This is a genomic window from Nocardia sp. NPDC055053, assembly GCF_053608285.1.
Genome location: NZ_JBSGVD010000009.1, coordinates 19,665 through 42,512 on the forward strand (window position 1 = coordinate 19,665; position 22,848 = coordinate 42,512).

General features: G+C 67.7%; 23 protein-coding genes. 10 read left to right on the plus strand and 13 right to left on the minus strand.

Annotated elements, in window-relative coordinates; translation table 11 throughout:
• Nucleotides 1-102: 102 nt before the first annotated feature.
• From ACWF82_RS11730 to ACWF82_RS11745, 4 genes are all read left to right on the plus strand, one after another.
• Nucleotides 103-1,020, plus strand: a complete 918-nt coding sequence (locus ACWF82_RS11730; RefSeq protein ID WP_452500416.1) for a helix-turn-helix domain-containing protein — start codon at nucleotides 103-105, stop codon at nucleotides 1,018-1,020.
• A complete protein-coding gene (locus ACWF82_RS11735; RefSeq protein WP_189031590.1) occupies nucleotides 1,017-1,235 on the plus strand; it encodes a DUF397 domain-containing protein in 219 nt (72 codons plus the stop codon). The genes ACWF82_RS11730 and ACWF82_RS11735 overlap by 4 nt, the downstream gene beginning before the upstream one ends.
• Nucleotides 1,232-1,447: a DUF397 domain-containing protein gene (locus tag ACWF82_RS11740; RefSeq protein WP_452500418.1), complete on the plus strand. Its 216-nt coding sequence runs from the start codon at nucleotides 1,232-1,234 to the stop codon at nucleotides 1,445-1,447. Before ACWF82_RS11735 ends, ACWF82_RS11740 begins: the two co-directional genes overlap by 4 nt.
• A 99-nt stretch (nucleotides 1,448-1,546) precedes the next feature.
• Nucleotides 1,547-1,684 carry a hypothetical protein gene (locus ACWF82_RS11745; RefSeq protein ID WP_229740032.1) on the plus strand — a complete coding sequence of 46 codons (138 nt, stop codon included), beginning with the start codon at nucleotides 1,547-1,549 and terminating at the stop codon, nucleotides 1,682-1,684.
• Nucleotides 1,685-1,733: 49 nt separating this feature from the next.
• On the opposite strand, the gene ACWF82_RS11750 is transcribed toward ACWF82_RS11745, so the two are convergent.
• From ACWF82_RS11750 to ACWF82_RS11775, 6 genes are all read right to left on the minus strand, one after another.
• Nucleotides 1,734-2,480 carry a succinate dehydrogenase/fumarate reductase iron-sulfur subunit gene (locus ACWF82_RS11750; protein WP_452500420.1) on the minus strand — a complete coding sequence of 249 codons (747 nt, stop codon included), beginning with the start codon at nucleotides 2,478-2,480 and terminating at the stop codon, nucleotides 1,734-1,736.
• A gap of 2 nt (nucleotides 2,481-2,482) precedes the next feature.
• Nucleotides 2,483-4,417 (minus strand): fumarate reductase/succinate dehydrogenase flavoprotein subunit, encoded by a 1,935-nt coding sequence (locus tag ACWF82_RS11755; protein ID WP_452500422.1) that lies wholly within the window; start codon nucleotides 4,415-4,417, stop codon nucleotides 2,483-2,485.
• A gap of 30 nt (nucleotides 4,418-4,447) precedes the next feature.
• Nucleotides 4,448-5,278, minus strand: coding sequence for a hypothetical protein (locus tag ACWF82_RS11760; protein ID WP_452500424.1), 831 nt, complete (start codon nucleotides 5,276-5,278; stop codon nucleotides 4,448-4,450).
• A 229-nt stretch (nucleotides 5,279-5,507) separates the two neighbouring features.
• Nucleotides 5,508-5,798 (minus strand): hypothetical protein, encoded by a 291-nt coding sequence (locus ACWF82_RS11765; RefSeq protein WP_452500425.1) that lies wholly within the window; start codon nucleotides 5,796-5,798, stop codon nucleotides 5,508-5,510.
• A gap of 192 nt (nucleotides 5,799-5,990) precedes the next feature.
• Nucleotides 5,991-6,917: an alpha/beta fold hydrolase gene (locus tag ACWF82_RS11770; RefSeq protein ID WP_452500735.1), complete on the minus strand. Its 927-nt coding sequence runs from the start codon at nucleotides 6,915-6,917 to the stop codon at nucleotides 5,991-5,993.
• A 387-nt stretch (nucleotides 6,918-7,304) separates the two neighbouring features.
• Nucleotides 7,305-8,486 (minus strand): AAA family ATPase, encoded by a 1,182-nt coding sequence (locus ACWF82_RS11775; protein WP_452500427.1) that lies wholly within the window; start codon nucleotides 8,484-8,486, stop codon nucleotides 7,305-7,307.
• Nucleotides 8,487-8,591: 105 nt separating this feature from the next.
• Here ACWF82_RS11775 and ACWF82_RS11780 point away from each other — a divergent pair, with 105 nt between their 5' ends.
• From ACWF82_RS11780 to ACWF82_RS11790, 3 genes are all read left to right on the plus strand, one after another.
• Complete coding sequence (locus tag ACWF82_RS11780; protein ID WP_452500429.1) at nucleotides 8,592-8,873, plus strand: hypothetical protein; 282 nt, start codon at nucleotides 8,592-8,594, stop codon at nucleotides 8,871-8,873.
• A 360-nt stretch (nucleotides 8,874-9,233) separates the two neighbouring features.
• Nucleotides 9,234-9,764, plus strand: coding sequence for a C40 family peptidase (locus tag ACWF82_RS11785; RefSeq protein ID WP_379306854.1), 531 nt, complete (start codon nucleotides 9,234-9,236; stop codon nucleotides 9,762-9,764).
• A gap of 3 nt (nucleotides 9,765-9,767) precedes the next feature.
• Nucleotides 9,768-10,160, plus strand: coding sequence for an RNA-binding S4 domain-containing protein (locus ACWF82_RS11790; protein WP_452500430.1), 393 nt, complete (start codon nucleotides 9,768-9,770; stop codon nucleotides 10,158-10,160).
• Here the strand turns inward: ACWF82_RS11790 and ACWF82_RS11795 are convergent.
• Nucleotides 10,157-11,287: a cation:proton antiporter gene (locus ACWF82_RS11795; protein ID WP_452500432.1), complete on the minus strand. Its 1,131-nt coding sequence runs from the start codon at nucleotides 11,285-11,287 to the stop codon at nucleotides 10,157-10,159. The genes ACWF82_RS11790 and ACWF82_RS11795 overlap by 4 nt on opposite strands.
• Nucleotides 11,284-11,673 carry a hypothetical protein gene (locus ACWF82_RS11800; RefSeq protein ID WP_452500434.1) on the minus strand — a complete coding sequence of 130 codons (390 nt, stop codon included), beginning with the start codon at nucleotides 11,671-11,673 and terminating at the stop codon, nucleotides 11,284-11,286. The genes ACWF82_RS11795 and ACWF82_RS11800 overlap by 4 nt, the downstream gene beginning before the upstream one ends.
• Nucleotides 11,674-11,815: 142 nt before the next feature.
• Between ACWF82_RS11800 and ACWF82_RS11805 the strand changes: the two genes are divergently transcribed.
• A complete protein-coding gene (locus ACWF82_RS11805; protein WP_452500436.1) occupies nucleotides 11,816-12,757 on the plus strand; it encodes an MBL fold metallo-hydrolase in 942 nt (313 codons plus the stop codon).
• Between the two features lie 3 nt (nucleotides 12,758-12,760).
• Here the strand turns inward: ACWF82_RS11805 and ACWF82_RS11810 are convergent, their stop codons facing one another.
• Nucleotides 12,761-13,684 carry an NAD-dependent epimerase/dehydratase family protein gene (locus ACWF82_RS11810; protein ID WP_452500437.1) on the minus strand — a complete coding sequence of 308 codons (924 nt, stop codon included), beginning with the start codon at nucleotides 13,682-13,684 and terminating at the stop codon, nucleotides 12,761-12,763.
• Between the two features lie 159 nt (nucleotides 13,685-13,843).
• On the opposite strand from ACWF82_RS11810, the gene ACWF82_RS11815 reads away from it, so the two are divergent.
• Entirely contained in the window at nucleotides 13,844-16,216 is a 2,373-nt protein-coding gene (locus ACWF82_RS11815) for a flippase-like domain-containing protein (protein WP_452500439.1), read from the plus strand.
• A 303-nt stretch (nucleotides 16,217-16,519) separates the two neighbouring features.
• A complete protein-coding gene (locus tag ACWF82_RS11820; RefSeq protein ID WP_452500441.1) occupies nucleotides 16,520-17,287 on the plus strand; it encodes a GntR family transcriptional regulator in 768 nt (255 codons plus the stop codon).
• Nucleotides 17,288-17,353: 66 nt separating this feature from the next.
• On the opposite strand, the gene ACWF82_RS11825 is transcribed toward ACWF82_RS11820, so the two are convergent.
• The 4 genes from ACWF82_RS11825 to ACWF82_RS11840 all read right to left on the minus strand — a co-directional run bounded on the left by ACWF82_RS11825 (nucleotide 17,354) and on the right by ACWF82_RS11840 (nucleotide 22,658).
• The gene (locus ACWF82_RS11825) at nucleotides 17,354-18,472 is read right to left on the minus strand and encodes an NAD(P)H-dependent flavin oxidoreductase (protein ID WP_452500443.1); all 1,119 of its coding nucleotides are present in this window, start codon (nucleotides 18,470-18,472) and stop codon (nucleotides 17,354-17,356) included.
• 18 nt (nucleotides 18,473-18,490) lie between these two features.
• Nucleotides 18,491-19,849, minus strand: coding sequence for a WS/DGAT/MGAT family O-acyltransferase (locus tag ACWF82_RS11830; protein WP_452500445.1), 1,359 nt, complete (start codon nucleotides 19,847-19,849; stop codon nucleotides 18,491-18,493).
• Nucleotides 19,850-20,040: 191 nt separating this feature from the next.
• Nucleotides 20,041-20,841: a hypothetical protein gene (locus ACWF82_RS11835; protein ID WP_452500446.1), complete on the minus strand. Its 801-nt coding sequence runs from the start codon at nucleotides 20,839-20,841 to the stop codon at nucleotides 20,041-20,043.
• Nucleotides 20,842-20,978: 137 nt separating this feature from the next.
• Nucleotides 20,979-22,658, minus strand: coding sequence for a cutinase family protein (locus tag ACWF82_RS11840; RefSeq protein ID WP_452500448.1), 1,680 nt, complete (start codon nucleotides 22,656-22,658; stop codon nucleotides 20,979-20,981).
• Nucleotides 22,659-22,848: the final 190 nt, after the last annotated feature.

Genomic DNA, 22,848 nt, shown 5'->3' on the forward strand with positions numbered 1-22,848 from the left:
AAGATCCACGGGGGAGTGCAGGATTCCCCATAGTGGACGAAATCCACCGCCAGACCGGGGTAATGGGTCGTGGCGGGTTGCGAACACAGGAGGAGTGGGGCTGTGGCAGCGAACGCATCGACCGGAACGGGTGGCACGGCGGCGGGAGTCTCCTCGACGCTGCCGCGCCGCCAGCTCGGGCGCTATCTGCGCGATTGGCGAACCCAGGCGGGCCTGACCATCGCCGAGGCGGCCAAGTTGATGGAATGGGGCGCCAGCACACTACAGCGACTGGAAAAGGGTCAGGCCGACCGCATTCGGACGATCGACATCCACGAACTGTGCCGGATCTACGGTATCCCCGACGATCTCGCCGAAGGGCTGACCGGTCTCGCGCAGCAGGCCGCTGTCAAGAGCTGGTGGCACGCCTATGGCGACCTGATTCCCGAAAACTTCGACGTCTATGTGGGTTTGGAGGCATCGGCGCATCGGCTGCGGGCCTATCAGTCCGAATTGGTCCTCGGTCTGCTCCAGACGGCCGACTACGCGCGGGCGCTGAATCATCTGGGCTATCCCAAGGATTCGGTCGACGAGCTCGATCGACGGGTCGCGTTGCGGCTGCAACGGCAGGCGCTGATCACCCGCAAGCACTCGCCCGCCGAAATCGATGTGGTTCTGCACGAATCGGTATTGCATCGCATCGTCGGTGATGCAAAGGTAATGGCTGCGCAGCTGCGACATCTTGCCGACACGAGTACCCGAAGCAATGTGGCGCTGCGTATCCTGCCGTTTGCCGCCGGTGTTCCACTCGGAGTCTCCACCGGACCTTTCACGGTTCTCGAGTTCGGCACCGACAGCAAGGGGCAACCGGTCGAACCGCCGGTGGTGTATGCCGAAGGCTTCACCGGCGATCTCTACCTCGAACGACGCACGGATGTCAGAAGGTACGACCGGGCTCACGAGTGCCTCCAGCGTCATGCGCTGGATATTCAACCGAGTAGAGACCTGCTGCGGCGGGTCGCGAAGGAGTATGTGGCATGAGTTTCGATCTCGTCGACGCACACTGGTTCAAGAGCACGCGCAGCGGCGCGGGCAAGGACTGCGTCGAAGTCGCGTTCCTGTACGGCGGGCGCGTCGGCGTCCGTGACAGCAAGAACCCGGCGGGCCCCGCGCTGGTCTTCGACGGACCGAGCTGGGACGCCTTCACCCGTGGCATCGACAACGGCGCGTTCGCCTGCGCACTGGGCGCACGGTGAACAGCAAGCGCACCATCGACACCACCGGCGCCACCTGGCTGCGGGCTGGCACCGCGGGGGAGGGCAGCAGCGTCGAAGTCGCCATGCTCGCCGACGGCTATGTCGCGCTACGCGACGGTAAAAACCCCGACGGACCGGTGTTGATCTTCACGCCGAGCGAATGGACCGCGTTCACCGCGGGCGTTCACGACGGCGAGTTCGATCGTCCTTGATCACGTTTGGATCAAGACACGGCGGGTAACCCCTTGATTATGGACCGAGGGTTGAAGAAAATGCCACCCCGGTACCGGAGGCTGGCGCCTGAGGACGGAGTGGAGCGCCTGATCGTGATACTGCTTTTCGCGGTGTCGTCGGTCGGAATCTATGTGCTCACCGGCTCGTTGCTCGCGGCGCTGTTCATCGGATTACTGGTCGGATTAGTCGCGGTAGGGACTGTAGCCGTGTTGTAGGTAGCAGTCGCTGCGGGGTTCGCCTGCGCGGACCCCGCAGCGCAACTGCCTACCGCCGGAACAGTTTGTTGCCCAGCCAGACAATCGGGTCGTATTTGCGATCGACGACGCGCTCTTTCAACGGAATCAACGCGTTGTCGGTGATCTTGATGTGTTCCGGGCAGACCTCGGTGCAGCATTTGGTGATATTGCAATAGCTCAGACCCGCTTCCTCCTGCGCCATTTCGCGGCGATCGGCGGTGTCGAGCGGATGCATCTCCAGTTCGCTGATGCGCATCAGATAGCGCGGCCCGGCGAAGGCCTGTTTGTTGTCCTCGTGATCACGCACCACATGACAGGTGTTCTGGCACAGGAAGCACTCGATGCACTTGCGGAACTCCTGTGAGCGCTCCACGTCGACCTGTTTCATCCGGTAGTCGCCCGGAGCGAGATCAGCCGGCGGCGTGAAAGACGGTATCTCCCTTGCTTTCTCGTAATTGAACGAGACGTCGGTGACGAGGTCCTTGATGATCGGGAAGGTGCGCATCGGCGTCACCGTGATCACCTCGTCCTGGGTGAACGTCGACATTCGCGTCATGCACAGCAACCGTGGCCTGCCGTTCACCTCCGCCGAACACGAACCACATTTGCCCGCTTTGCAATTCCAGCGCACCGCGAGATCGGGCGCCTGGGTGGCTTGCAGGCGATGGATGATGTCGAGCACCACTTCGCCCTCGTTCACCAGCACCGTGAAGTCCTCGAGACCGCCGCCGTCGACATCACCGCGCCAGACCCGGAACCGGGCGTCGTACCCCATCGCTACGCCTTTCCCTCGACCGAGCTCGCGGCCGGATGTTCGGCCAATTCCTGCTCGGTGTAGTACTTCTCGAGTTCGGTCAGTTCGAACAGGGCGAGCAGGTCCTCGCGCATCGGCGTCTGATCGGCCGGGGTGACCGTGATCGCCGGCATCTGCTGCCCCGCCGTGGCCGGGTCGATCGCGCAGACCAGCAGTTTGTTGCGCCAGTCCGGGTTCATGCCGGGGTGGTCGTCGCGGGTGTGCCCGCCGCGGCTCTCGGTGCGCAGCAGCGCGGCCTCGGCCACGCATTCGCTGACCAGCAGCATGTTGGCCAGGTCGAGCGCCAGGTGCCAGCCGGGATTGAACTGCCGCCGCCCTTCCACCCTGACATCGGCGTATCGGGCGCGCAGCTGCGCCAGCTTCTTGATCGCCTCGCGCACCTCGTGTTCCTTGCGGATGATGCCGACCAGGTCGTTCATCGTCTGCTGCAACTCGCTGTGCAGGGTGTAGGGGTTCTCGCCGGGACCTACGGTGGGTGGATCGAACGGTGCCAGTGCGGTTTTCGCGGCGCCCGCGATGTCGGCATCGGCCGGGGCGGGCCGCTCGGTGAGCTGCTTGACGTAGGCCGACGCGCCGAGCCCGGCCCGCCTGCCGAACACCAGCAGGTCCGACAGCGAGTTGCCGCCGAGCCGGTTCGAGCCGTGCATGCCGCCGGAACACTCACCGGCGGCGAACAATCCGGGGACAACGGCCGCGCCGGTATCGGGGTCGACCTCGATACCGCCCATCACGTAGTGACAGGTCGGGCCGACCTCCATCGGTTCGGCGGTGATGTCGACGTCGGCCAGTTCCTTGAACTGGTGATGCATCGACGGCAACCTGCGCACGATCTCGTCGGCGGGCATGCGGGAGGCGATATCCAGGTAGACGCCACCGTGTTCGGTGCCGCGCCCGGCCTTGACCTCCTCGTTGATCGCCCTGGCGACCTCGTCGCGGGGGAGCAGGTCGGGGGTGCGGCGCGCGGAATCGTTGTCGCGCAACCACTGATCGGCCTCGGCCTCGGTCTCGGCGTACTGGCCCTTGAACACCGGCGGGATGTAGTCGAACATGAACCGCTTGCCGTCGGAATTCTTCAGCACGCCACCGTCACCGCGCACGCCCTCGGTGACCAGGATGCCCTTCACGCTCGGCGGCCAGACCATCCCGGTCGGATGGAACTGCAGGAATTCCATATTGATCAGCGTCGCGCCCGAGCGCAGCGCCAGCGCGTGCCCGTCGCCGGTGTACTCCCAGGAATTCGAGGTCACCTTGTAGGACTTGCCGATGCCGCCGGTGGCGAGCACGATCGCGGGCGCCTTGAACAGCACCAGCCCGCCCGACTCACGCCAATACCCGAACGCGCCTGCGATGCGGCCGTTGTCGGTGAGCAGTTCGGTGATCGTGCACTCGGCGAAAACCTTGATCCTGGCCTCGTAGTCGCCGGTGGCCGCGTGGTCCTCCTGCTGCAGCGACACGATCTTCTGCTGCATGGTGCGGATGAGCTCGAGGCCGGTGCGGTCGCCGACGTGGGCCAGGCGCGGGTAGGTGTGGCCGCCGAAGTTGCGCTGGCTGATCCGCCCGTCCGGCGTCCGATCGAACAGCGCGCCATAGGTTTCCAGCTCCCACACCCGGTCGGGTGCTTCCCGCGCGTGCAGTTCGGCCATCCGCCAGTTGTTGAGGAACTTGCCACCACGCATGGTGTCCTTGAAATGGGTCTGCCAGTTGTCCTTCTCGTTGGCATTGCCCATCGAGGCCGCGCAGCCGCCCTCGGCCATCACGGTGTGCGCCTTGCCGAACAACGACTTACACACCACCGCGACCGAGAGCCCCTGCTCCCTTGCCTCGATGACGGCACGCAAGCCGGCGCCGCCCGCCCCGATCACCACGACGTCGTAGTCGTGCTGTTCCACTTCTGGCATGTCGATGAAGCTCCTCGAGTCGACGCGAAATCAGTTGACGAACCGCAGGTCCGAAATGGTCTGGCTCGCAACCAACATCACGTAGAAGTCGGTGAGCGCGAGGGTGCCGAGGGTGGTCCAGGCCAGTGCCATGTGGCGGGTGTTGAGCTTGGAGACCTGGGTCCAGAACCAGTACCGCACCGGATGCGCGGAGAAGTGCTTGAGCCTGCCGCCCGCGATGTGCCTGCACGAATGGCACGACAGGGTGTAGGCCCACAGCAGGATGACGTTGACCAGCAGCACGATGTTGCCGAGACCGAAGCCGAAACCGCCGGTGTCGCCGTGGAATGCGTAGATCGCGTCGTAGGTGTTGATCAGCGAGACCACCACCGCGACATAGAAGAAGTAGCGGTGCGAGTTCTGGATGATCAGCGGGAGCCGCGATTCACCGGTGTAGCGCCCGTGCGGTTCGGCGACCGCGCAGGCGGGCGGGGAGAACCACACCGACCGGTAGTAGGCCTTGCGGTAGTAGTAGCAGGTCAGCCGGAAGCCGAGCAGGAACGGCAGCACGACGAAGCCGAGCGGGATCCACATCGGGAGTTCGCCGAACGGGGTGCCGAAGTGGCTCGAGCCCGGTGCGCAGGAATCGCTCAGGCACGGGGAGTAGAACGGCGTCAGATAGTGGTACTGCGGCACCCAATAGGCCGTGCGCACAAACGATCTGATCGTCGCGTAGCCGACGAAGGCGGCCAGGCCGATTGCGGTGAGCAGGGGTGGCAGCCACCACCGGTCGGTGCGCAGGGTGCGCGCGGCGATGCGGGCTCTCGTCTTGCTGAAGACGCCCGTGCCGGACGGCGGGGTGGTGGTCGGTGCGGCACTCACGGTGGATGCCTCGCTGATCTAGGCCGTGCGGCGGTTGATCATTCCCCACCGCGATGGATTGTGATGTGGAGCACCATACGCCTGTGTTATCGCCGCTCGAGCCGGGTCTCCCACAACCGCCCGTTACCGGCCGTGGTGATCTCTGTCACAGACAGGATCGCGCCGGGTCCGGACAGGGGTCGGCGCGGCGACCCTGGGTGGCAGGACCGCCGCGCCGGTGAACAGGTCTTTACTTGGTTCGCGGCCGGGAGTGGAAACCGAGCCCCTCGTCCTGCGCGCCCATCCAGGCGGCCTCGTCGGACTTGCTGTCCGGGACATAGATCGGTTCCGCCCTGCGCGGGGTGGCGAGCTCCGGCGGTGGCGCCTGCTCGAACTCCTCGGCATCGATGACGAGCCGCTCGAGGTCGTTCTCCAGCCTGCGCACGGTGGCCGCGTCGCCGTAGTTGGAGCGCAGTGCGCCGATCGATTGCCGGAGTTGGCCGACCGCGTAGCGCAGTTCCGCGATATCGCTGCGTGTCATCGTTACCTCCTGTGTATATGGCGGGCATACCGACTCGTCGGATCACCTGGCACGCCCGTGAACTCCCGGGCCGCACTGCACCGAGCCGTGTGACTCACCACACAACGTGATCTCTACCACAATAACCGAGCTTTTCGGTTTGCGCCCGAAGTTGGGTCGGATTACGCGGTTGCCGTCCGGTAACTCCTGGGCTCAGCCCGCGACGGCGTAGTGCTTGTGGACACCAGCGGCGGCGCGCTCGACCAGCGTGGCGATCGAGTGGGCGACCTCCTCGGCGCACTCGAGGATGACGCTGTGCCCCGCGCCCTCGATCCGCACCAGCTCGGCGCCTGCCAGCTGGGAGGCGAGCACCACCGAGTGCGTGAACGGCACCATCAGGTCGGCCGAGCCCGCCAGCACCAAGGTGGGCAGCTCGCTCAGTCTCGGCAGGGTGTGCGCCTCGTCGAAGGTCAGCAGCGAGCTCAGGAAACCCGACATGGTCAGCAGCGGCGTCTCGTTGAGTACCGCGGTCGCGATCGCGGCGACCCGCGGGTTCACCCGCCTGGTCCCCGCGCTCGCCTCCCGGATCAGCGGCCCGAAGATCCAGCGCGAGAAGCGCTTCGACGCCTGCATCACCCGCGGCGCGTGCACGACGGCCCGCTGGAGCGAGGCGACGGCGTGCCGGTTGAGCAGCCTGCCGAGGCCGACCTCGGTGATCCCGCCCGCCGCGCCTGCGATCAACCCGATCCCGGCGACCCGTTCGCCGATCGCCGCCGGGAACAGCCGGGCGTAGGCCAGCAGCACCATCGCGCCCATCGAATGGCCGACCAGTACGACCGGCCCGGCCGGCGCGATCGCGCGCAGCACGGCGTCGAGGTCGGTCGCGAGCTGGTCGATCGTGTAGGTCGTGTGGTGGGCGTGCCCGGATTCGCCGTGGCCGCGGTGGTCGTAGAACACCATCCTGGTCCCGGCGTCCCAGTGCTGGAGCAGCTGTTCGCGCAGGATCGCCCAGGATTCGGTGTGCAGGCAGTGGCCGTGGACGAAGACGACGGTCAGCGTCGCGTCGTCGGCGCCGAAGGTGCGGACCGCGATCGGCACGCCGTCGTCGGCGGTGACGGTCGCGCGTCGGACTGTGTTCATCGGAGCGCTGGCGCGCTCGAGTTCGCGGCCCCTTGGGTCCCGCTGATCAGGCGCCATGGCTTGCTCCTTCGTCGCCTGCGCCATGACGCCTGATCAGCGGGACGGCCGCGAACCCGCCGCTGCGCGGCGGGCCCCTCCTCGGGGTCGGGGCGTGTGGCGTGGTGGTCCTGTACGGAGATTTTCGAATCAGATTTCCGGGCCGTTAGCCCGCGAATCCTCGCGTTATCCAGCTGATGCGCAACCGAATCCGGACGGGCTCCGGTCGTTATCAAGGAGACTCTTCGGCTTTCTAGCGCTATTGCTAGAAATCTGTAGATCAACCTGCGGACGCAGCCCGTGAGGTCCGTATCGGCATATCTAGTAGAAGGGTTAGATAGCCGAAGAGAGCTAAACGCTTCGGAGGTAGCGGCCGAAGTGGGGGACCGTGAAGCCGATCGTGCCGCGTTCGGCCGAGTAGATCAGGCCCTTCTTGATCAGGCCGTCGCGCGCGGGGGAGACCGAGGCGGGCTTGCGGCCGAGTTCGGCGGCCACCGCCGACGTTGCCACCGGGCCGTCGTCGCCGGCGAGGTCGGCCATCGCGCGCATGTACTCGCGCTCGGCGGGCGTGGCGCGCTCATAGCGGGAACCGAAGAAGCCGACCGCCAGTTCCTCCTCGGCCGTCGGCGAGGCCACCTCGACGTCCTCGGCGGTGATCGGGCTCTCCGGCGCCTGATCCCAGGCCGCCTTGCCGTAGGCCTGCACGAAATACGGGTAGCCGTCGGCCTTCAGATAGAGCGAGTCGAGGGCTTCCTCGGTGAACTTCACCTCTTCGCGCTCGGCGGGGGCGATCAGCGCGAGGTCCGCCGACTCCCGGTCGAGCCGATCGATGCGGTGATAACTGAACAGCCGCTCCGAGTAGCTCTTGGACGCCGAGAGCACCGCGGGCAGATGCGGCAGGCCCGCGCCCACGACGATCAGCGGCGCGGCGTCCTGGCTGAGCTCGTGGCAGGCGCCGCAGATCGCGGACACGTCGGCCGGGCCCAGATCCTGCATCTCGTCGATGAAGATGCCGATTCCGACGCCGATGGCGGCCGCCAGCGCCGCGGCCTCCTTGAACAGCTCGATCAGGTCGATCTCGATATCGCCGGAATCGGCGCGCCCGGTCACCGCGGGCACGTCGATGCCGGGCTGCCAGCGTTCGCGCATGCCCTTGTCGGCGGTGGCGCGCAAAGCGAAGGCCTTGAGGATGCCGAGGAAGTCGTCGACGTGCTCGGGATTGCGATGCGCCATCGCGATCGCGCGTACCGCCATGTGCAGCGCGGACGACAGCGGCCTGCGCAGATCCTGATCCGGCCGCGCCTCGATCTTGCCGGTGCCCCAGCTGCGCGAGACCGCGGCCGAGCGAAGCTGGTTGAGCAGCACGGTCTTTCCCACGCCACGCAAACCGGTGAGCATCACGCTGCGCTCCGGCCTGCCCCTGGCGACGCGCTCGAGCACGATGTCGAAGGCGGCGAGTTGCTTGTCGCGCCCGGCCAATTCGGGTGGACGTTGGCCGGCGCCGGGGGCGTAGGGATTGCGCACGGGGTCCATGCCGGACAACCGTAGCGCGTCGGCACGGCAGAATCTCGGTAACTCTGGGCTGTGTCCTAGATACTGCTAGCGAACGTAAGACGAGCGGAACGGGGACGGAGCGGCATGGTCGAGGAATCCCGGCGCGATGGTTACGACGCCGAGCCCGAGGTGGCCTCCACCGCGGAGATCGTCGCCGGCTGGGAGCTGCCTGCGGGCGCGTTCCTTGCCGATACCATCCGGCGCGGCGTGCTCGCCACCATCAATGCCGGATACGACGATCCAGAGGCGATCGCCGACCTGGCGATCGGGCCGCTGGTGATCGCGCTCGGCAGGCTGGAAGTCGACCTGGCCGACGCGCGCTCGCGCATCGAGGAACTGGAGCGACGGCTCGCCAGCCGCGGCTGATAACGATCCCCCGGTGCGGAGATCGGACCGTTACGCGTGGCGACACGCCGGGTAAATGCCCCCTGTTCTGGGGGTTTGCGAATGCGAGAAAACAACTTGCGCGCTTCGCTGGACAGCTTGCATCACAGGCCGTAATCTTCTCGTGACTTAGTGGAGTCTGTCGCTTCGTCAGAGAAACGGCGCCATTGAGTCACCGCCGAACAAGTCGTCGCACCAAGCGATCCCGACGACGCGGTGGTGGAGCAGCAAGATCGGAGACTCGTCTCGGTGGGTAAACACAGCTTGCAGCGGGATTCTCGACTGCCGAATTCCGTCAAGGGTGCACTCGTTCTGGGTGCGGTGGCCGCCACGACCGGTGCGATGCCCGCGATTTCGCAGGCCGCCACGATCAACATTCCCGGCCTCGGTAACTTCGATCTGCCGCCGGAGCTCGAGCAGCCCGCGCAGCAGGTGGAGAAGCAGCTTCAGGCGATGGTCGCGCCGCAGGGCCAGGCCGCCCCGCAGCTGCCGAGCGTCAACTTCGACAACCCGTTCCAGCAGCAGCAGTCGGCGGGCAACGTCGCGCTCGACGCAGCGCGGACCAAGCTCGGCGCCGTCTACAGCTGGGGTGCCGCAGGCCCCTCGAGCTTCGACTGCTCCGGCCTCGTGCAGTGGGCCTACCGTCAGGCCGGTATCGAACTGCCGCGCACCAGCTTCGAGCAGTCGCACGTCGGCGCGCCGGTGTCCTTCGACAACCTGCAGGCCGGTGACATCGTCATCACGAACGGTGGCGGCCACGTCGGCATCTACGCGGGCAACGGTCAGCTGCTGAACGCGGTGCAGTCGGGCACCCCGGTGTCCTACACCCACCTCAGCGCCGACGACGTCGTCACGGCTCGCCGTATCGTCTAAGGGGTGAGCCCCGCCGAACAACGCTCCATCACCCAGGCCCGCGTCGATTCGTGGATCTGGGCGGTGCGATTGTTCAAGACACGCTCGGCCGCGGCGGAAGCCTGTCGTGGCGGGCATGTGCGTGTCAACGGTGTGACCGTGAAACCGGCGCACCAGGTAAAACTCGGAGACGAGGTCAGGATCCGGCACGCGGGCGTCGAACGCATCGTCGTCGTGGAGCGGATCATCCACAAGCGCGTCGGACCACCGGTCGCCGCGCAGTGCATGATCGACCGCAGCCCGCCGCCACCACCGAAGGAAGTCCTCGCTTCCATCCCGCAGCGTGAACGCGGTGCGGGCAGGCCGACCAAACGCGAACGCCGCGAAACGGATCGGCTGATGGGCCGCTCCGACTAGACCGGCGCCTTCGCTGCCAGCCGGCTCGCCGCCATTGTCGCGACCGCGATCGTGCACAGCGTGGCCAGCATGATCGCCGAACCCTCACCCGGCACCAGCACGCCCAGCTGACTTCCCACCGTCACCGCGGCGACCGGCACCCCGATCTGTGCCGCCGCCAGCGCACCGTAGGTCAGCGGCTGCCCGATGACTCGCGTTGTGCAGTGCACCGCGACCGCGCCGAGGCCGAGCGCAAGCCCGAGCAGGATGAACTGCGGATGCTCGCCGAACTCACGCAGATCCAGCCGCGCCCCGAGCCAGACGAAGAACAACGGCGCCAGCAGACCGTCGCTGATCGCGAACACCTGCTTGGCCACCCGGCGCGGTTCACCGACACCCGCTACCGCCAGCCCGGCCGCGAAGCCGCCGAGCATGATCGACACGTGCATCGCGTTGGCCACCCCGCACAGCGCGAACACCAGCACCAGACTCACCCGCAGCTCCAGGGTCAACTTGCGCTCCTCGGACACCACGTGCACCTGCCGCTGCGCACCCGTCTGCTGCAGATACCGCAGGATCAGGAACATCACGCCAGCGCAGGCGGCGACCACCACCGCACCGAGCGCGGCCCGCGCCGCATTGCCCGGGTCGATCACCAGCGGTAATGCCACGATGCAGGCGGTGTCGGCGATGGCGACCTGGGCGGTGAGCGCGAGCACCGGCGGTCCGCTCAACCGCAGCGAGTCGATGATCGGCAGCGCCATCGCCGCCGAGGACGACGCCATCAGCACCGCGTAGATCGCGCCGTGGCCGATGCCGAAGGCCTGCGCCACCGCCCAGCCCGCGACCGCCGCGACGACCCCGACCAGCACGGCCCGCACCACCCCGGCGCCCAGCGCGCCGCGCACGGCCGGATCGCGGACCGGAACATGGGTGCCCGCCGCGAACATCACCAGCGCGAAACCCATATCGGCGAGGAAGACGAAGATCGGGTCCTCGGCATCGAGGATCCGCAATCCCGTGGTGCCGAAGATGATCCCGGCGATCAGCTCGCCGAGGATGACCGGCAGATGCAGCCGTCTGGGCAGGGCGAGCAGCGGCCCGGCGACCCCGAGCGCGACGACCAGCGCCAGGGTCGTGAAGGTCACGGCATCGCGGCGATCTTGGCGGGAATCTCCGCGTTCTCGTCGGCGAAGTACAGCGCGCACACCCGGTGGTAACCGTCGGCGATCAGCATCGGCACATTCTTGCGGCAGTCACCGCGCACCAGCAGGATCGGCGAGAGCCGCTTGCCCTCGTTGATCTTGAGCAGGTCCTTGCGCACGTGCGGGTTGTCGGGCGTTAGCGCTTCGAGCTGGGAGGCGCGCAGAATGTCCTTCGCCTTCTTCACGACCACCGGTGCGCTGCGGAGTTGGGCCACGATCGCCTCGACCACGACCGTGTCGCCGAGCAGCTCGAGATAGTCGGCGGCGGCCGGATAGTCGTGTTCCTCCGGCGTTTCCTTCCACTGAACCTGCACGATTTGGTCTGCCATCGGATCATCATCCGCCGCTGTCGCCGGAGTTAGCGGGACAGTCGCTGGATGTTGTCGTTTGTTTGCGTGATCGGTATGCGCGCGCCCCTCCCCGAAAAGTACATGGTGGTCGGGTTGTGGGCGATCGCCTACGGTGGCAGCTATGGGTGACCGCAGGCCGATGTTATCGACGCTTCTTGCCTGCTGTGTCGCTGCCGCCGCCACGGTCCCGCGCCTGCTGTGGCCGCGCCAGGCGAACACCGGTTTCCTCGCCGAACTCGAGTCGGCCCCGCTTCCCCCTGCGCACAACACCGTCGAGCTCACGGCGCTGATCCAGGCCGACCTGAGCGCGCCGACGGCGATCGTCGCCGAGGGTGTGCGGACGCTGCGCTCGACACCGCTGACCATGGCGACCTTCCTGGTCCGGCACCCGTCGGCCACCTTCCTGGTCGACCCGGCGATCTGCGCCGGCGTGCACGAGCGGGTGCTGCCCGAGCTGCCGTTCCCGGTCCCGCTGCTGGTCGCGCCGGAGCAGCCGGTGCACGGCCTGAGCGAGGTGCTCGCCGCCAACGCGTTGACCGGCGCCGACATCGACTTCGTCCTGCCGACCCACCTGCACTGGGACCACGTCGCCGGGCTGTACGAACTGCCAGGCTGGGTGCCGATCCGGGTGCCCGATATCGAATACCGCTGGGCGATGGGCGGATCGCACGCCCCGCTCGGCGTCGCGCGCGGTCCGCTGCGCGGCCGCGTCTTCGATCTCTACGAACTCGACGGACCGCCGGTCCTCACCTTCGCCCGCAGCCACGACCTGTTCGGCGACGGTTCGGTGCTGCTGGTCGACCTGGCCGGGCACACACCGGGCAGCGTCGGCGTGCTGCTGGCCGTCGACGACGGATCGCGGGTGCTGCTGGCGGGTGACGCGGTGTGGAGCACGCTCCAGGTCGAGCTGCTGCGGGAGAAGGCGCCGATGCCGGGCGACCTGTTCGACGACGACCGCGACACCGCCTTCGAAACCGTGCACCGCCTGCACGCGCTGCCCGAGGACATCGAGCTGATCCCGGGACACGACCGCGCCGCCGTCACCGCGCGCACCGCGCACTGACCCTCAGCCCGCGAGCCCTTCCACAACGCTCGCGTACCGCGGCCGCCACCCCAGTTCCTCGTGCGCCAGCGCACTCGAGATCCGCATCGAGGTATCCGACATGAGCGCGCCGATATAGGGCACAGCCAGCCGGATCATCCACGCGGGCAACCGGATCGGCCGCGGCGTGCCATGCCTGCGGGACACCTCGCCGAAGAACTCACGCCAGGTGATCGGCGTATCGTCGGCCAGGTTGTACGCCAGCCCCGCCGTCCCGCGTTCGAGCGCGGCGACCGTCGCGGCGGCGGCATCGTCGACGTGGATCCAGCTGTTGACCCCGCCGGAACCGAGCGGCCCGACCGGGCTGTGCTTGCGCATCATGTCGGCGAACAGATCGCTGAACGCGCCGGGACCGTAGAACAGCCCATACCGCAGTGCGATTCCGTCGACCGGCGCCGCGAACACCAGATCTTCCCCGGCGACGGTGGCGCGCACGACCTCGTCGGCAACGCCGCCGTTGTACACGCCGAACTGATCGCGCTCGGTCACCGGCCGGTCGCCGTGATCGTGATAGCCGTAGCCGAGGATCAGCGACTGGGTGAGGAAGCGGCCGGCGCCGACCAGCCCGGCGGCCTCGAGCAGATTGGCGGTGCCGACGGTGCGCAGCAGACCGGTCGGATCGTCGGCCGGTATCCGGCGCTGCACCTTCGCGTCGCGCAGCGCGGTCGCCTCGTGGATCACGGCATCGGCGGAGGCGCCGTCGAGCGCGCGGAGCAGCCCGTCGCGGTCGAGGACGTCGGCGGTGATCGGCTCGGCGCCGAGTTCGCGCACGAGCGGATGGGAGTCGGGATTGCGCACGACGGCCGACACGTGGTGACCGTTCGCGGTCAGCGCGCGGATGAGCGGGCGGCCGATGGCGCCGGTGGCGCCTGCGAGCAGAACCTGCATGAGAGTTCCTTCCGGGCGAGCGAGTGTTTCCCTGCTACCTGGACGAGCTACAACGCGACGGTGTGACGGTCTGTGACCGGCCTCACCAGGGCGGAGGCGACCGGAAACTGTGCGATGTCACGGCGGGTCGACGGCGTGTCGGTGTGTATCGTGCGGCTCATGCGAGTCGACGGTCGGGAGATCCCGGTCACGGGAAAACTCCTGCAGCCGCTGACCCGGCGGACCAGCGACATCATCCGGGTCGTGCTGGCGGCTATCGGGGTGGGAGTGGTGGTCGCGGGCTCGTTGATCACCAGGCCGGAGTGGCTGGCGCTGGAACGGGCGGTGGCCAATATCGTCGACTTCCTCAGCCCGGACCAGTCCACCATGATCTACCTGGTCTACGGAATGCTCATCCTGGCCCTGCCGTTCGCCATCCTGATCGAACTGGTGGTGCGCACGCAGTGGAAGCTGCTCGCGGGATACGCGGCCGCGGGTCTGTTCGCCGCGCTGGCGCTCTCGATCACCGGGGCGGGCATCTCGACGCCGAAATGGCATCTGCCCGCACCGGACCGATTCGACACCTTCCTCGCGCAGTTCCTCGACGACCCACGCTGGATCGCGATGCTGGCCGCGATGCTCACCGTCTCCAGCCCGTGGCTACCGGTACGGCCGCGGCGCTGGATGTGGTTCCTGCTGTTGATGTTCGCACCCATCCACCTGGCGGTCAGCTCCGTGGTGCCTGCCAGGGCGATGCTCGGGCTGGTGGTCGGCTGGCTGGTCGGCGCGGTGATCGTGTGGCTGGTCGGCACGCCCGCGCTCGAGGTGCCGCTGGAGGCGGCGGTCCGGGTGCTGGCCCGGCGCGGCTACACCGTGCGCGCGTTCCGGGTCGACCGGCCCGCCGGGCGCGGTCCGCTGCTGCTCGCGACGGAGGTCGACGGCCCGGAGTCCGAGCTCGTCGTCGAGATGTACGGCAAGAACCAGCGCAGCTTCGGCGCGGTCAAACAGCTGTGGCGCTGGATCACCTTCCGGTCCAGCGAAACCGCGCCGCTGCACGGGTCGATGCACCGGGCGGTGGAACATCGGGCGTTGCTCGGCATCGCGATCGGCGACGTCGGCATGGCCGACTGCAGGCAGGTCGCCGTGGCAGGCCTGGACCGCGGCTGGATGCTGTACGCGCACACCGTTCCCCATGGTGCCCCGATCCAGAAGCTGTCGGCGCAGGTGCTGCCCGGGGTGTGGCGTTCGTTGCTGCGGTTGCACGAAAGCCAGATCAGCCACGGTGACCTGCAGCCCGGCAATGTGCGAGTCCACCAGGGTGACACGCTGTTCGGCGGCTTCGTTGCCGCCGAGTTCGGCGCCTCCGAGGCGCAACGGCAGACCGACATCGCCCAGCTGCTGGTCACCACGACCTCGCTGTACGGCAAACACGAAGCCGTGTCGGCGGCGATCGAGGTGCTCGGGGAGAGCGCCGTCGTCACCGCGGCGAGGCGGCTCACGAAATCGGCCATGCCGACCGGCATCCGCAAGTCGGTGCCCGACTGGACCAAGGTGATGGCCACCGCGCGCGAGGAGATTCGCGAGCAGACCGGGCACGACCGCATCAAGTCCGCGCAGCTCACCCGCTTCACCCGCAACCAGATCATCCAGCTGGTGCTGTTGTTCGCGCTGGTCTACGTGGCCTACCCGTTCTTCAGCCAGGTGCCGACCTTCTTCAGTCAGCTGCGCACGCTGAACTGGTGGTGGGCGCTGCTCGGCCTGGTGATCACGGCGCTCACCTACGTCGCCGCCGCGGTCGCGCTCGGCGCGTGCGCGGACTGGGTGGTCAAGATGCGCTACCTGTTCCTGGAACAGCTGGCCAACACCTTCGTCGCGACGACGACCCCCGCCGGCGTCGGCGGCCTGGCGCTGAGCGTGCGCTTCCTGCAGCAGGCGGGCATGACGACCATGCGCGCCACCGCCGCGGTGGCGCTGCAGCAGTCGGTGCAGGTGATCACCCACCTCGTGCTGCTGGTCGTCTTCAGTGTGGTGGCGGGAACCTCGACCAACCTCGCCCACATCGTGCCCGGCGCGACAGTGCTGTATCTGGCGGCCGGCGTCGGTGTCGGGCTGATCGGCGCGTTCATGTTCGTGCCGAAACTGCGCCGCTGGGTGAATCAATCGGTGCGCCCGCAGTTGAAGGAAGTCCTCGGCGAACTCGCCGACCTGGCCCGCGACCCGATCCGGTTCTCGCTGATCGTCGGCGGCTGCGGTGCGATCACCCTCGGTAAGGCGTTCGTGCTGTGGGTGAGTGTCGAAGCCTTCGGCGGTGGTACGGATTTCGTCGCCGTCACCATCGTCACCATGATCGGCGGCACGCTCGCCTCGGCCGCGCCGACACCCGGCGGCGTCGGCGCGGTCGAGGCCGCGCTGATCGGTGGTCTCGCGGCCTTCGGCGTGCCCGCCGAGATCGCGGTGCCCTCCGTACTGCTCTACCGCGTCCTGACCTGCTGGATCCCCGTCCTCCTCGGCTGGCCGATCATGCGCTGGATGGGCGAGAAGGAGATGATCTGAGCCGCGCCGCCGGAATCATTGATTAGCTGTCCAGTTGCCCGCGTATTCAAAGATGGTGGTGCGCAACGCTGTCTGATCCACGTCAGGCGCTGTGCCACGATGTTTCCGCCGGTTCTTTGTCGGCAGCAAGGCCATGGGTGGATTGCCGATGGATTGCCGATCGGGCCGGTCGGTTGGTTCTCCGCCATGATCGGCCGCACGACGTGAACCGTCCCACAGCGCCCGCTGGTGCGTGCGGGGTGGGGATTCTGCGCATAAACTGTCTGGGACGTAGCCGGATGATGACCGAGAGGTGTTGTTTCGATGGGATCCCGGACGGTGGTCGCCGACGTCGCCGACGAGTTGGCACGCCGGGTAGCCACCGGCGAATACCGGCCCGGCGAGCTGATGCCGTCGGTCCGCCAGGTCGCCGACGAGTTCGGGATGAACCGCGCCACCGCGCAACTCACCCTCGGCAGACTCGAGTCCTACGGCTTCGTCGAGGCTCGTCGCGGCAAGGGCTTCACGATCCGCGACGTCAGGGAAGAGGGCGGGATGGATGTCTACCGGCATCTGTTCCGGTTCTCCGTCACCGCGCCCGACGTCGCCGCCGAGATGTTCACCGACATCGTCGAGGTGGAGCGCGGCATCGTGCTGGAGGCACTGCTCGGCTACACCGAGGCGGAGAAGGTGCTCGACCCGGCCGAGCTCGCCGCCGCCGTCGACGAGCTGGAGGCGATGGCCCGCCAGTCCGTGCCCGATCACGTGCGCATCATCGCCGCCGAGATCGCCCTCTTGCGCAAGCTGCTCGGTGTCCTCGGGATGAGCATGCAACGCGCCGTGCTGAATTCGGTGGCCGACATGGTCGTGGAGGTGCCGGAGGCGATCGCCGCCTACTTCGCGGTGGCGCCGGATCTGCACGTGCTCGTCTGGCGGGCGCTGCTGGCGGTGTGGGATGCCGAGTCGGCGCCGACCGAGGCCCAGCTCGCCCTGTTCGAGGACCTGTTCGCGCTGTATCACGAGAAGGTGATCGCCCGCTTCGACGAACTCGTCGGCGCCACGCCGGTGGAATCCGCGGCCGCCACCGCCTGAACGGACCGGACCAGCTGTCTGGGTCGGATTTCGGCGGGGACGGCCGCGCAGGTCGGCGGCGGTGGATCAGCCGTTGAGCTTGGTCAGCCGGTCGTACGCGGTGACGTACTCCTCGACCAGCCGATTGACCACATCGGCGCTGCGCTCGATCTTGTTCATCATGCCGACGACCTGGCCGACCGGGTTGAAGTTCACGTCCTTGGCCGCCTCGGGGTAGCGATGCCCGCGCTTGACGCCGTCGAGGGCGACCATCATCTGCAGCGGCATCGGCAGCGGGTCGGGGTTCTCGGCGTCCTCCCACGCGTCGGTCCAGTCGTTGCGCAGCATGCGGCAGGGCTTGCCGGTCCAGGAGCGCGAGCGAATGGTGTCGTTGCTCGTGGCCTCGAGGTAGGTGTCCATCTGCGCGGGCGGCACATTGGCCTCCTCGACGGTCAGCCACAGCGAGCCGGTCCACGCGCCCGCCGCGCCCATCGCCAGCGCCGCCGCGACCTGCGCGCCGTTGCCGATACCACCGGCGGCCAGCACCGGCGTATCGCCGATGGCCTCGATGACCTGCGGCCACAGCACCAGCGAGGACACCTCGCCACAGTGCCCGCCGCCCTCGGTGCCCTGGCACACCACGAAGTCCAGCCCGGCCGCCTTGTGGTTCATCGCGTGCTTGACCGAACCGCAGAGCGCGCCGATCACCCGGCCGGAGTCCTGGATGCGCTTGACGACGTCCTCGGGCGGAGTGCCGAGCGCGTTCGCGACCAGCTTCGCCTTCGGGTGATTCAGGATCACGTCGACCTGCGGGCCCGCGGTGGTCGCGGTCCAGCCCAGCAGCTCGTTGTGGTGCTCACCGTCGGGCAGCGCGGGCACGCCGTGGTCGGCCAGGATCTTCTGGGCGAAGTCGCGGTGACCCTGCGGCACCATCTGCGCCAGCTGCTTTTCCAGCTGCTCGGGGGTCAGGCCTTCGACGCCCTTGCCCTCGTACTTCGACGGGATGACCAGGTCGACGCCGTAGATGCCGTTGACGTGCTCGTCGAGCCAGGCCAGCTCCACTTCGAGCTGTTCGGCGGTGAAGCCGACGGCGCCGAGCACGCCGAGTCCGCCCGCGTTGCTCACCGCTGCCACGACATCGCGGCAGTGAGTGAAGGCGAAGATGGGGAACTCGATGCCGAGTTGTTCGCAGAATTCGGTACGCATACCGAACTGTAACACGTTCTAGTTGGCTGCGGCCTCCAGCTCGGTCAGTGAATCCTCCAGGTGATCGAGCAGTCGATGCAGGTCGGGCAGGGTGCGGCGGCAGCCGACCAAGCCGAAATCGAGGTTGTCGCCGTTGGAAGTGAGGGTGATGTTGACGGCCTGGCCGTCCAGCGGGATCGACAGCGGGTAGCTCGCGTCCAGCCGCGACCCGTTCCAGTACAGCGGCTCACGCGCGCCCGGCACATTCGAGATGACGATGTTGAACGGCGGTGTCGCCATCGAGGCGAAACCGGGCAGCAGCATCGCCGCCATCGGGCTCAGCATCACCCCGGCGACCGCGAGGGTCTGGGCGGGCGTCAGCGAGCGGTAGACCTCCTTGTTGCGCCGCGTCGACTCGCTCACCACCCGCAGCCGCTCCAGCGGATCGGCGATATCGGTGCCCAGATTGCACAGCAACGCCGCGATCTTCACGCCCTGGGTGTCGGTGTCGTCCTCGTCGCGCAGCGACATCGGCACCATCGCGATCATCGGCTTGTCCGGCAGGGCATCGCGTTCGAGCAGGTAGGCGCGCAGCGCGCCCGCCGACATCGCCAGCACCACATCGTTGACGGTGGTGCCGGTCGCCTTCTTCACCTGCTTGACCCGGTCCATCGACCAGGTGCGCACCACGCACTTGCGCGCACCGCCGATCGGCACGTTGAACAGCGTGCGCGGCGCCTCGAACGGCAGCGTCAGCTGCTGCTGCAGCAGGCCGGTGCGGGTCGCCCGCATCAGCGCCGCGGTCGACGAACCCGCCGAGCCGAGGTTGCCGAGCAGGCCGCCCAGCCGGGATCGGTGTTCGCGCGGTCGGTCCGCGCACTGCTTGCGCGGCAGGTTCCACGGCGTCTTGATCTCGGTCGCGAACGGATCGGTGGTGAGTGTGCGCCGCAGCAGCCGCTGCGCGGACACGCCGTCGATCAGCGAGTGGTGCATCTTCGAGTACAGCGCGAACCGGCCGTCGGCAAGGCCCTCGACGAAATGCAGCTCCCACATCGGGCGATGCCGGTCGAGCAGGGCGCTGTGCAACTTCGAGGCGTGGTCGAGCAGCTGACCCATCCGGCCCGGCGCGGGTAACGCGCTGCGCTGGACGTGATAGTCCAGGTCGACCTCGTGGTCCTGGGTCCAGGCCAGCTGCGGCGCGCCGAGCCAGGTGGCAGGCCGCTTGCGGAAGGTCGGCCTGCAGGTGTTGTCGGCGAGCAGGGTTTCGCGGAACTCGCGCAGATAGTCCGGCCCCGCGTCCTCGGGCGGCTCGAACAATTGCAGTGAGCCCACATGCATCGGGTGCTCACGGGATTCCGCGAGCAGGAACAGCGCATCCAACGGCGCGATGAACTCCATCACAAATCGCCCCCTGACGAGAGTGGTTCGGTGCAAGTCTGTAGACAATCGACCACGCTGTCGGGTCGGCAACGCGACGTATCGCGTGCCGCCTTCCAAGTTACCCGGGCGTTCGGTGTCGCGTCAGCTGAACGGCGACACCATCCGCCGCGCGGCGGAAAAGAAGCGGCCTGGGCTGGATTCGGCCGAGGTCAGACCTGGGCGGGCTCGGCCTGCCTGGCCTCGACAACGTCCTCGACGACCTCGGCCACGCGTAGCTCGGCGGTCTGCGCCTCAGCTTCCTGCTCGAAAGCCGCTTCCTCGACCGGGGTTTCGGCCACTGGCTCAGCCGCCGGCTCGGCCACCGGCGGTACCGGCGCCGGAACCGGCGGAACCGCAGGGCCTTTCGTCGCGATGTCGATGCCGAGTTCGATCCGCGTCGTCTCCACCAGCGCCCGCTCCTGCTCGGCGGCATGGCGCATCGCCTTCTGCCACAGCGACGCCATCTCCTCGAGCTCCTCGACCGTGGCCTCCACATCGATGTGCAGCTTCAGCCGCTGCATGGTGATGTGCTGGGCGGCGGTGAGAGTGCGCAGCAGGTCTTCGCACTTGTTCGGAATCCGGCGGTGCGCGACGACCCGCAATCGAGTCAGCATGCCGTTCGGGCGATCCCAGATCACCTTGTGGATCTGCGCGCCGACGCTGTCGATCTCCTCCGGGGTGACGAGATCCCATTCCCCGCAGTTGGTCAGATCGGCGCGCACCGAGGCCGAGGTCTCCAGGATCGAGGCGACCGCGGCGAGCACGGCCTCCCGGCGCCACGCCTCGTGATCGCGCTGGTCACCCACCATGTTCGACAGCTCGACATTGCGCTGCGCGGCGTCGAGTGCCTGCCTGCCGCGCTCGTCGGCCGCGGCGATGCCGTCGCGGTGAGTGCGGTTGTTGGCGATGACACCGACCAGAACTGCGGCGGCGACGACGAGCGAACCGAGGAGTGGGAGCCACTGAGTCACCCGCCGATCATTGCACCGAGGCACCGCACAGTCATCATGATCGGCGCGTTGCCTGGCGATGTCGCCCGGAGTGTCGGTGCCGGGAAACGGCAATCCCCGGTGGGCTGCGTGGCCCACCGGGGATTGTCCGGTCTCGATCAGTTCGCCGGAGCCGGGGTGGTTGTCGTCGGCGCGACGGTCGTGGTCGGCGCCACCGTGGTGGTGGTCGGTGCCGGCGCCGCCGTGGTGGTCGTCGGCTCGGGCGCCGCGGCCTGGTTCGTCGCCGGTTCCTGTGCGGGAGCCGGCGTCGTGGTCGACGGCGTCGTCGTGGACGGGGCGACCGTCGTGGTCGAAGTGGTCGTGCTCGTCGTCGACGTGGTGGTCGGTGACGTCGTCTTGGCCGTGGTCGTCGACTTCGCCGTCGTTGTGCTCGGCGCAGCCGCGGTGGTGGTCGTTGCCGGCTTCGTCGGCGCGGCCAGCGCCGCGGTCACATCGTCGTCGGTGGGCGCGGCCTTGGTGTCCACCTTCTCGCCTGCCTGCGCCTGCTTGGCCAGGTGGGTCAGCCACGCCGCCGCGTACTCGGCCGAGGTCAGCGGCTTGCCGTTGGCCGCGTCGGAGTCACGCCAGTAGTCGAAGTGATGACCGGTGCCGTTCGGGCCGAGGGTCAGCTGGTACGGATCGTTCATCGCCACCGGGATCGTGTTCTGGTTCGTCACGATCAGCCCGACGATCTCGTTGAACACCTTCTGCGGCAGGTACGCCAGCGGCGAGATCTGCTCACCGGCGATGGTGTCGACCTTGGCTGGCGCCTTGGTCTCGCCCTGCTTGTAGTCCGGATCCGACACCTTCAGCAGCACGTCGAGGAAAGTCTCGTCGCTGGCCATCCAGTTCGGGTTGGCGGCGATGTCGGAGAACGCCGCCATCGCGATCCGGCCGAGCGTGAAGGCCATGTCCTGGCCGGTGGCCGGGGTCAGGCCGTCGCGCTGCAGGTCGTCGACATTGATCTGCCTGCCGACATTGGCGGCCAGTTGCAGCAGGGAGATGTTCTCCGGTGCCGCGCAGGTGAGGTCGCCCTCGGAGCAGAACGAGGCGATCTTGCCGTTGAGCGCGCCGAAGCCGCCGCCGGTGGTCACACCCTGGCCCGAGATCGGCTTGGTGCCGTTCTGGTACTTCTGGTCGAAGTTGTCCGGGTTCGCGAACGGGTCCTCGGCGCCGATGAACGTGCCGTCGCCCGCCTTGCGACCGGCGTCGGCGAACATCACCACGCCGAGCACGTCGTCCGGGTCGACGACCGAGTAGCCGTCCGCGGGGTTGTCGTTGCCGATACCCTCGGCGACGCGGCGCACCACGTCGGCGCCCTCGCTGTAGCCGACGATGGAGAACTTGGTGTCCGGGCAGGCGGCGGAGATCTCGCGCATCACCTGCTGGGTGTTGGCGACGCCCTGGTTGACCGCGTCCTCGTAGGTCCGCATGTCCGCCGGGTAGGCGATGTAGATCGCCGCGTACTGGCCCTCGGCCAGGTCGTCCCGTGGCGCGTTCACCACCGGGTCGACCCACACGCTGCTGTGATCTCCCGACAGCGCCGCGGGTAGCGGGTTGCCGTTGGCGTCGAGCAGCATCGCCGTGGTGCCCTCGACCGGGGTGTCGTTGCGACCGGCCACCGAGATGGTCACCATCTCGCGGCACTCGGTGACCGAGGTGGTCAGCTGGTAGGTGGGGGACTCTGGCTGCGACGTCACCGCGAACGACGCGGCGACAATGGCCGCGACACCCAGCGCCGCCGGTGCGGCGACAGCCGAAGCTATGCGATGTTTCGCAAGGAACTCGCGCAGTTTCATATTCTGATCCCGTTCGAATGACCTACAGGTGGGCAGGCCCCCCGACGGGCCGTTTGTCACGACCTTTGTCGTCCCACCTGGCAAGATCGTTACTGCCGCGAACAGGAACCATTGCCCCCGGTTCCAGGGGCACCCGGCCCGGTCAACCGGTCCCACCACCTCCCAGCCCGGAAACATTCGGCTACCGCAA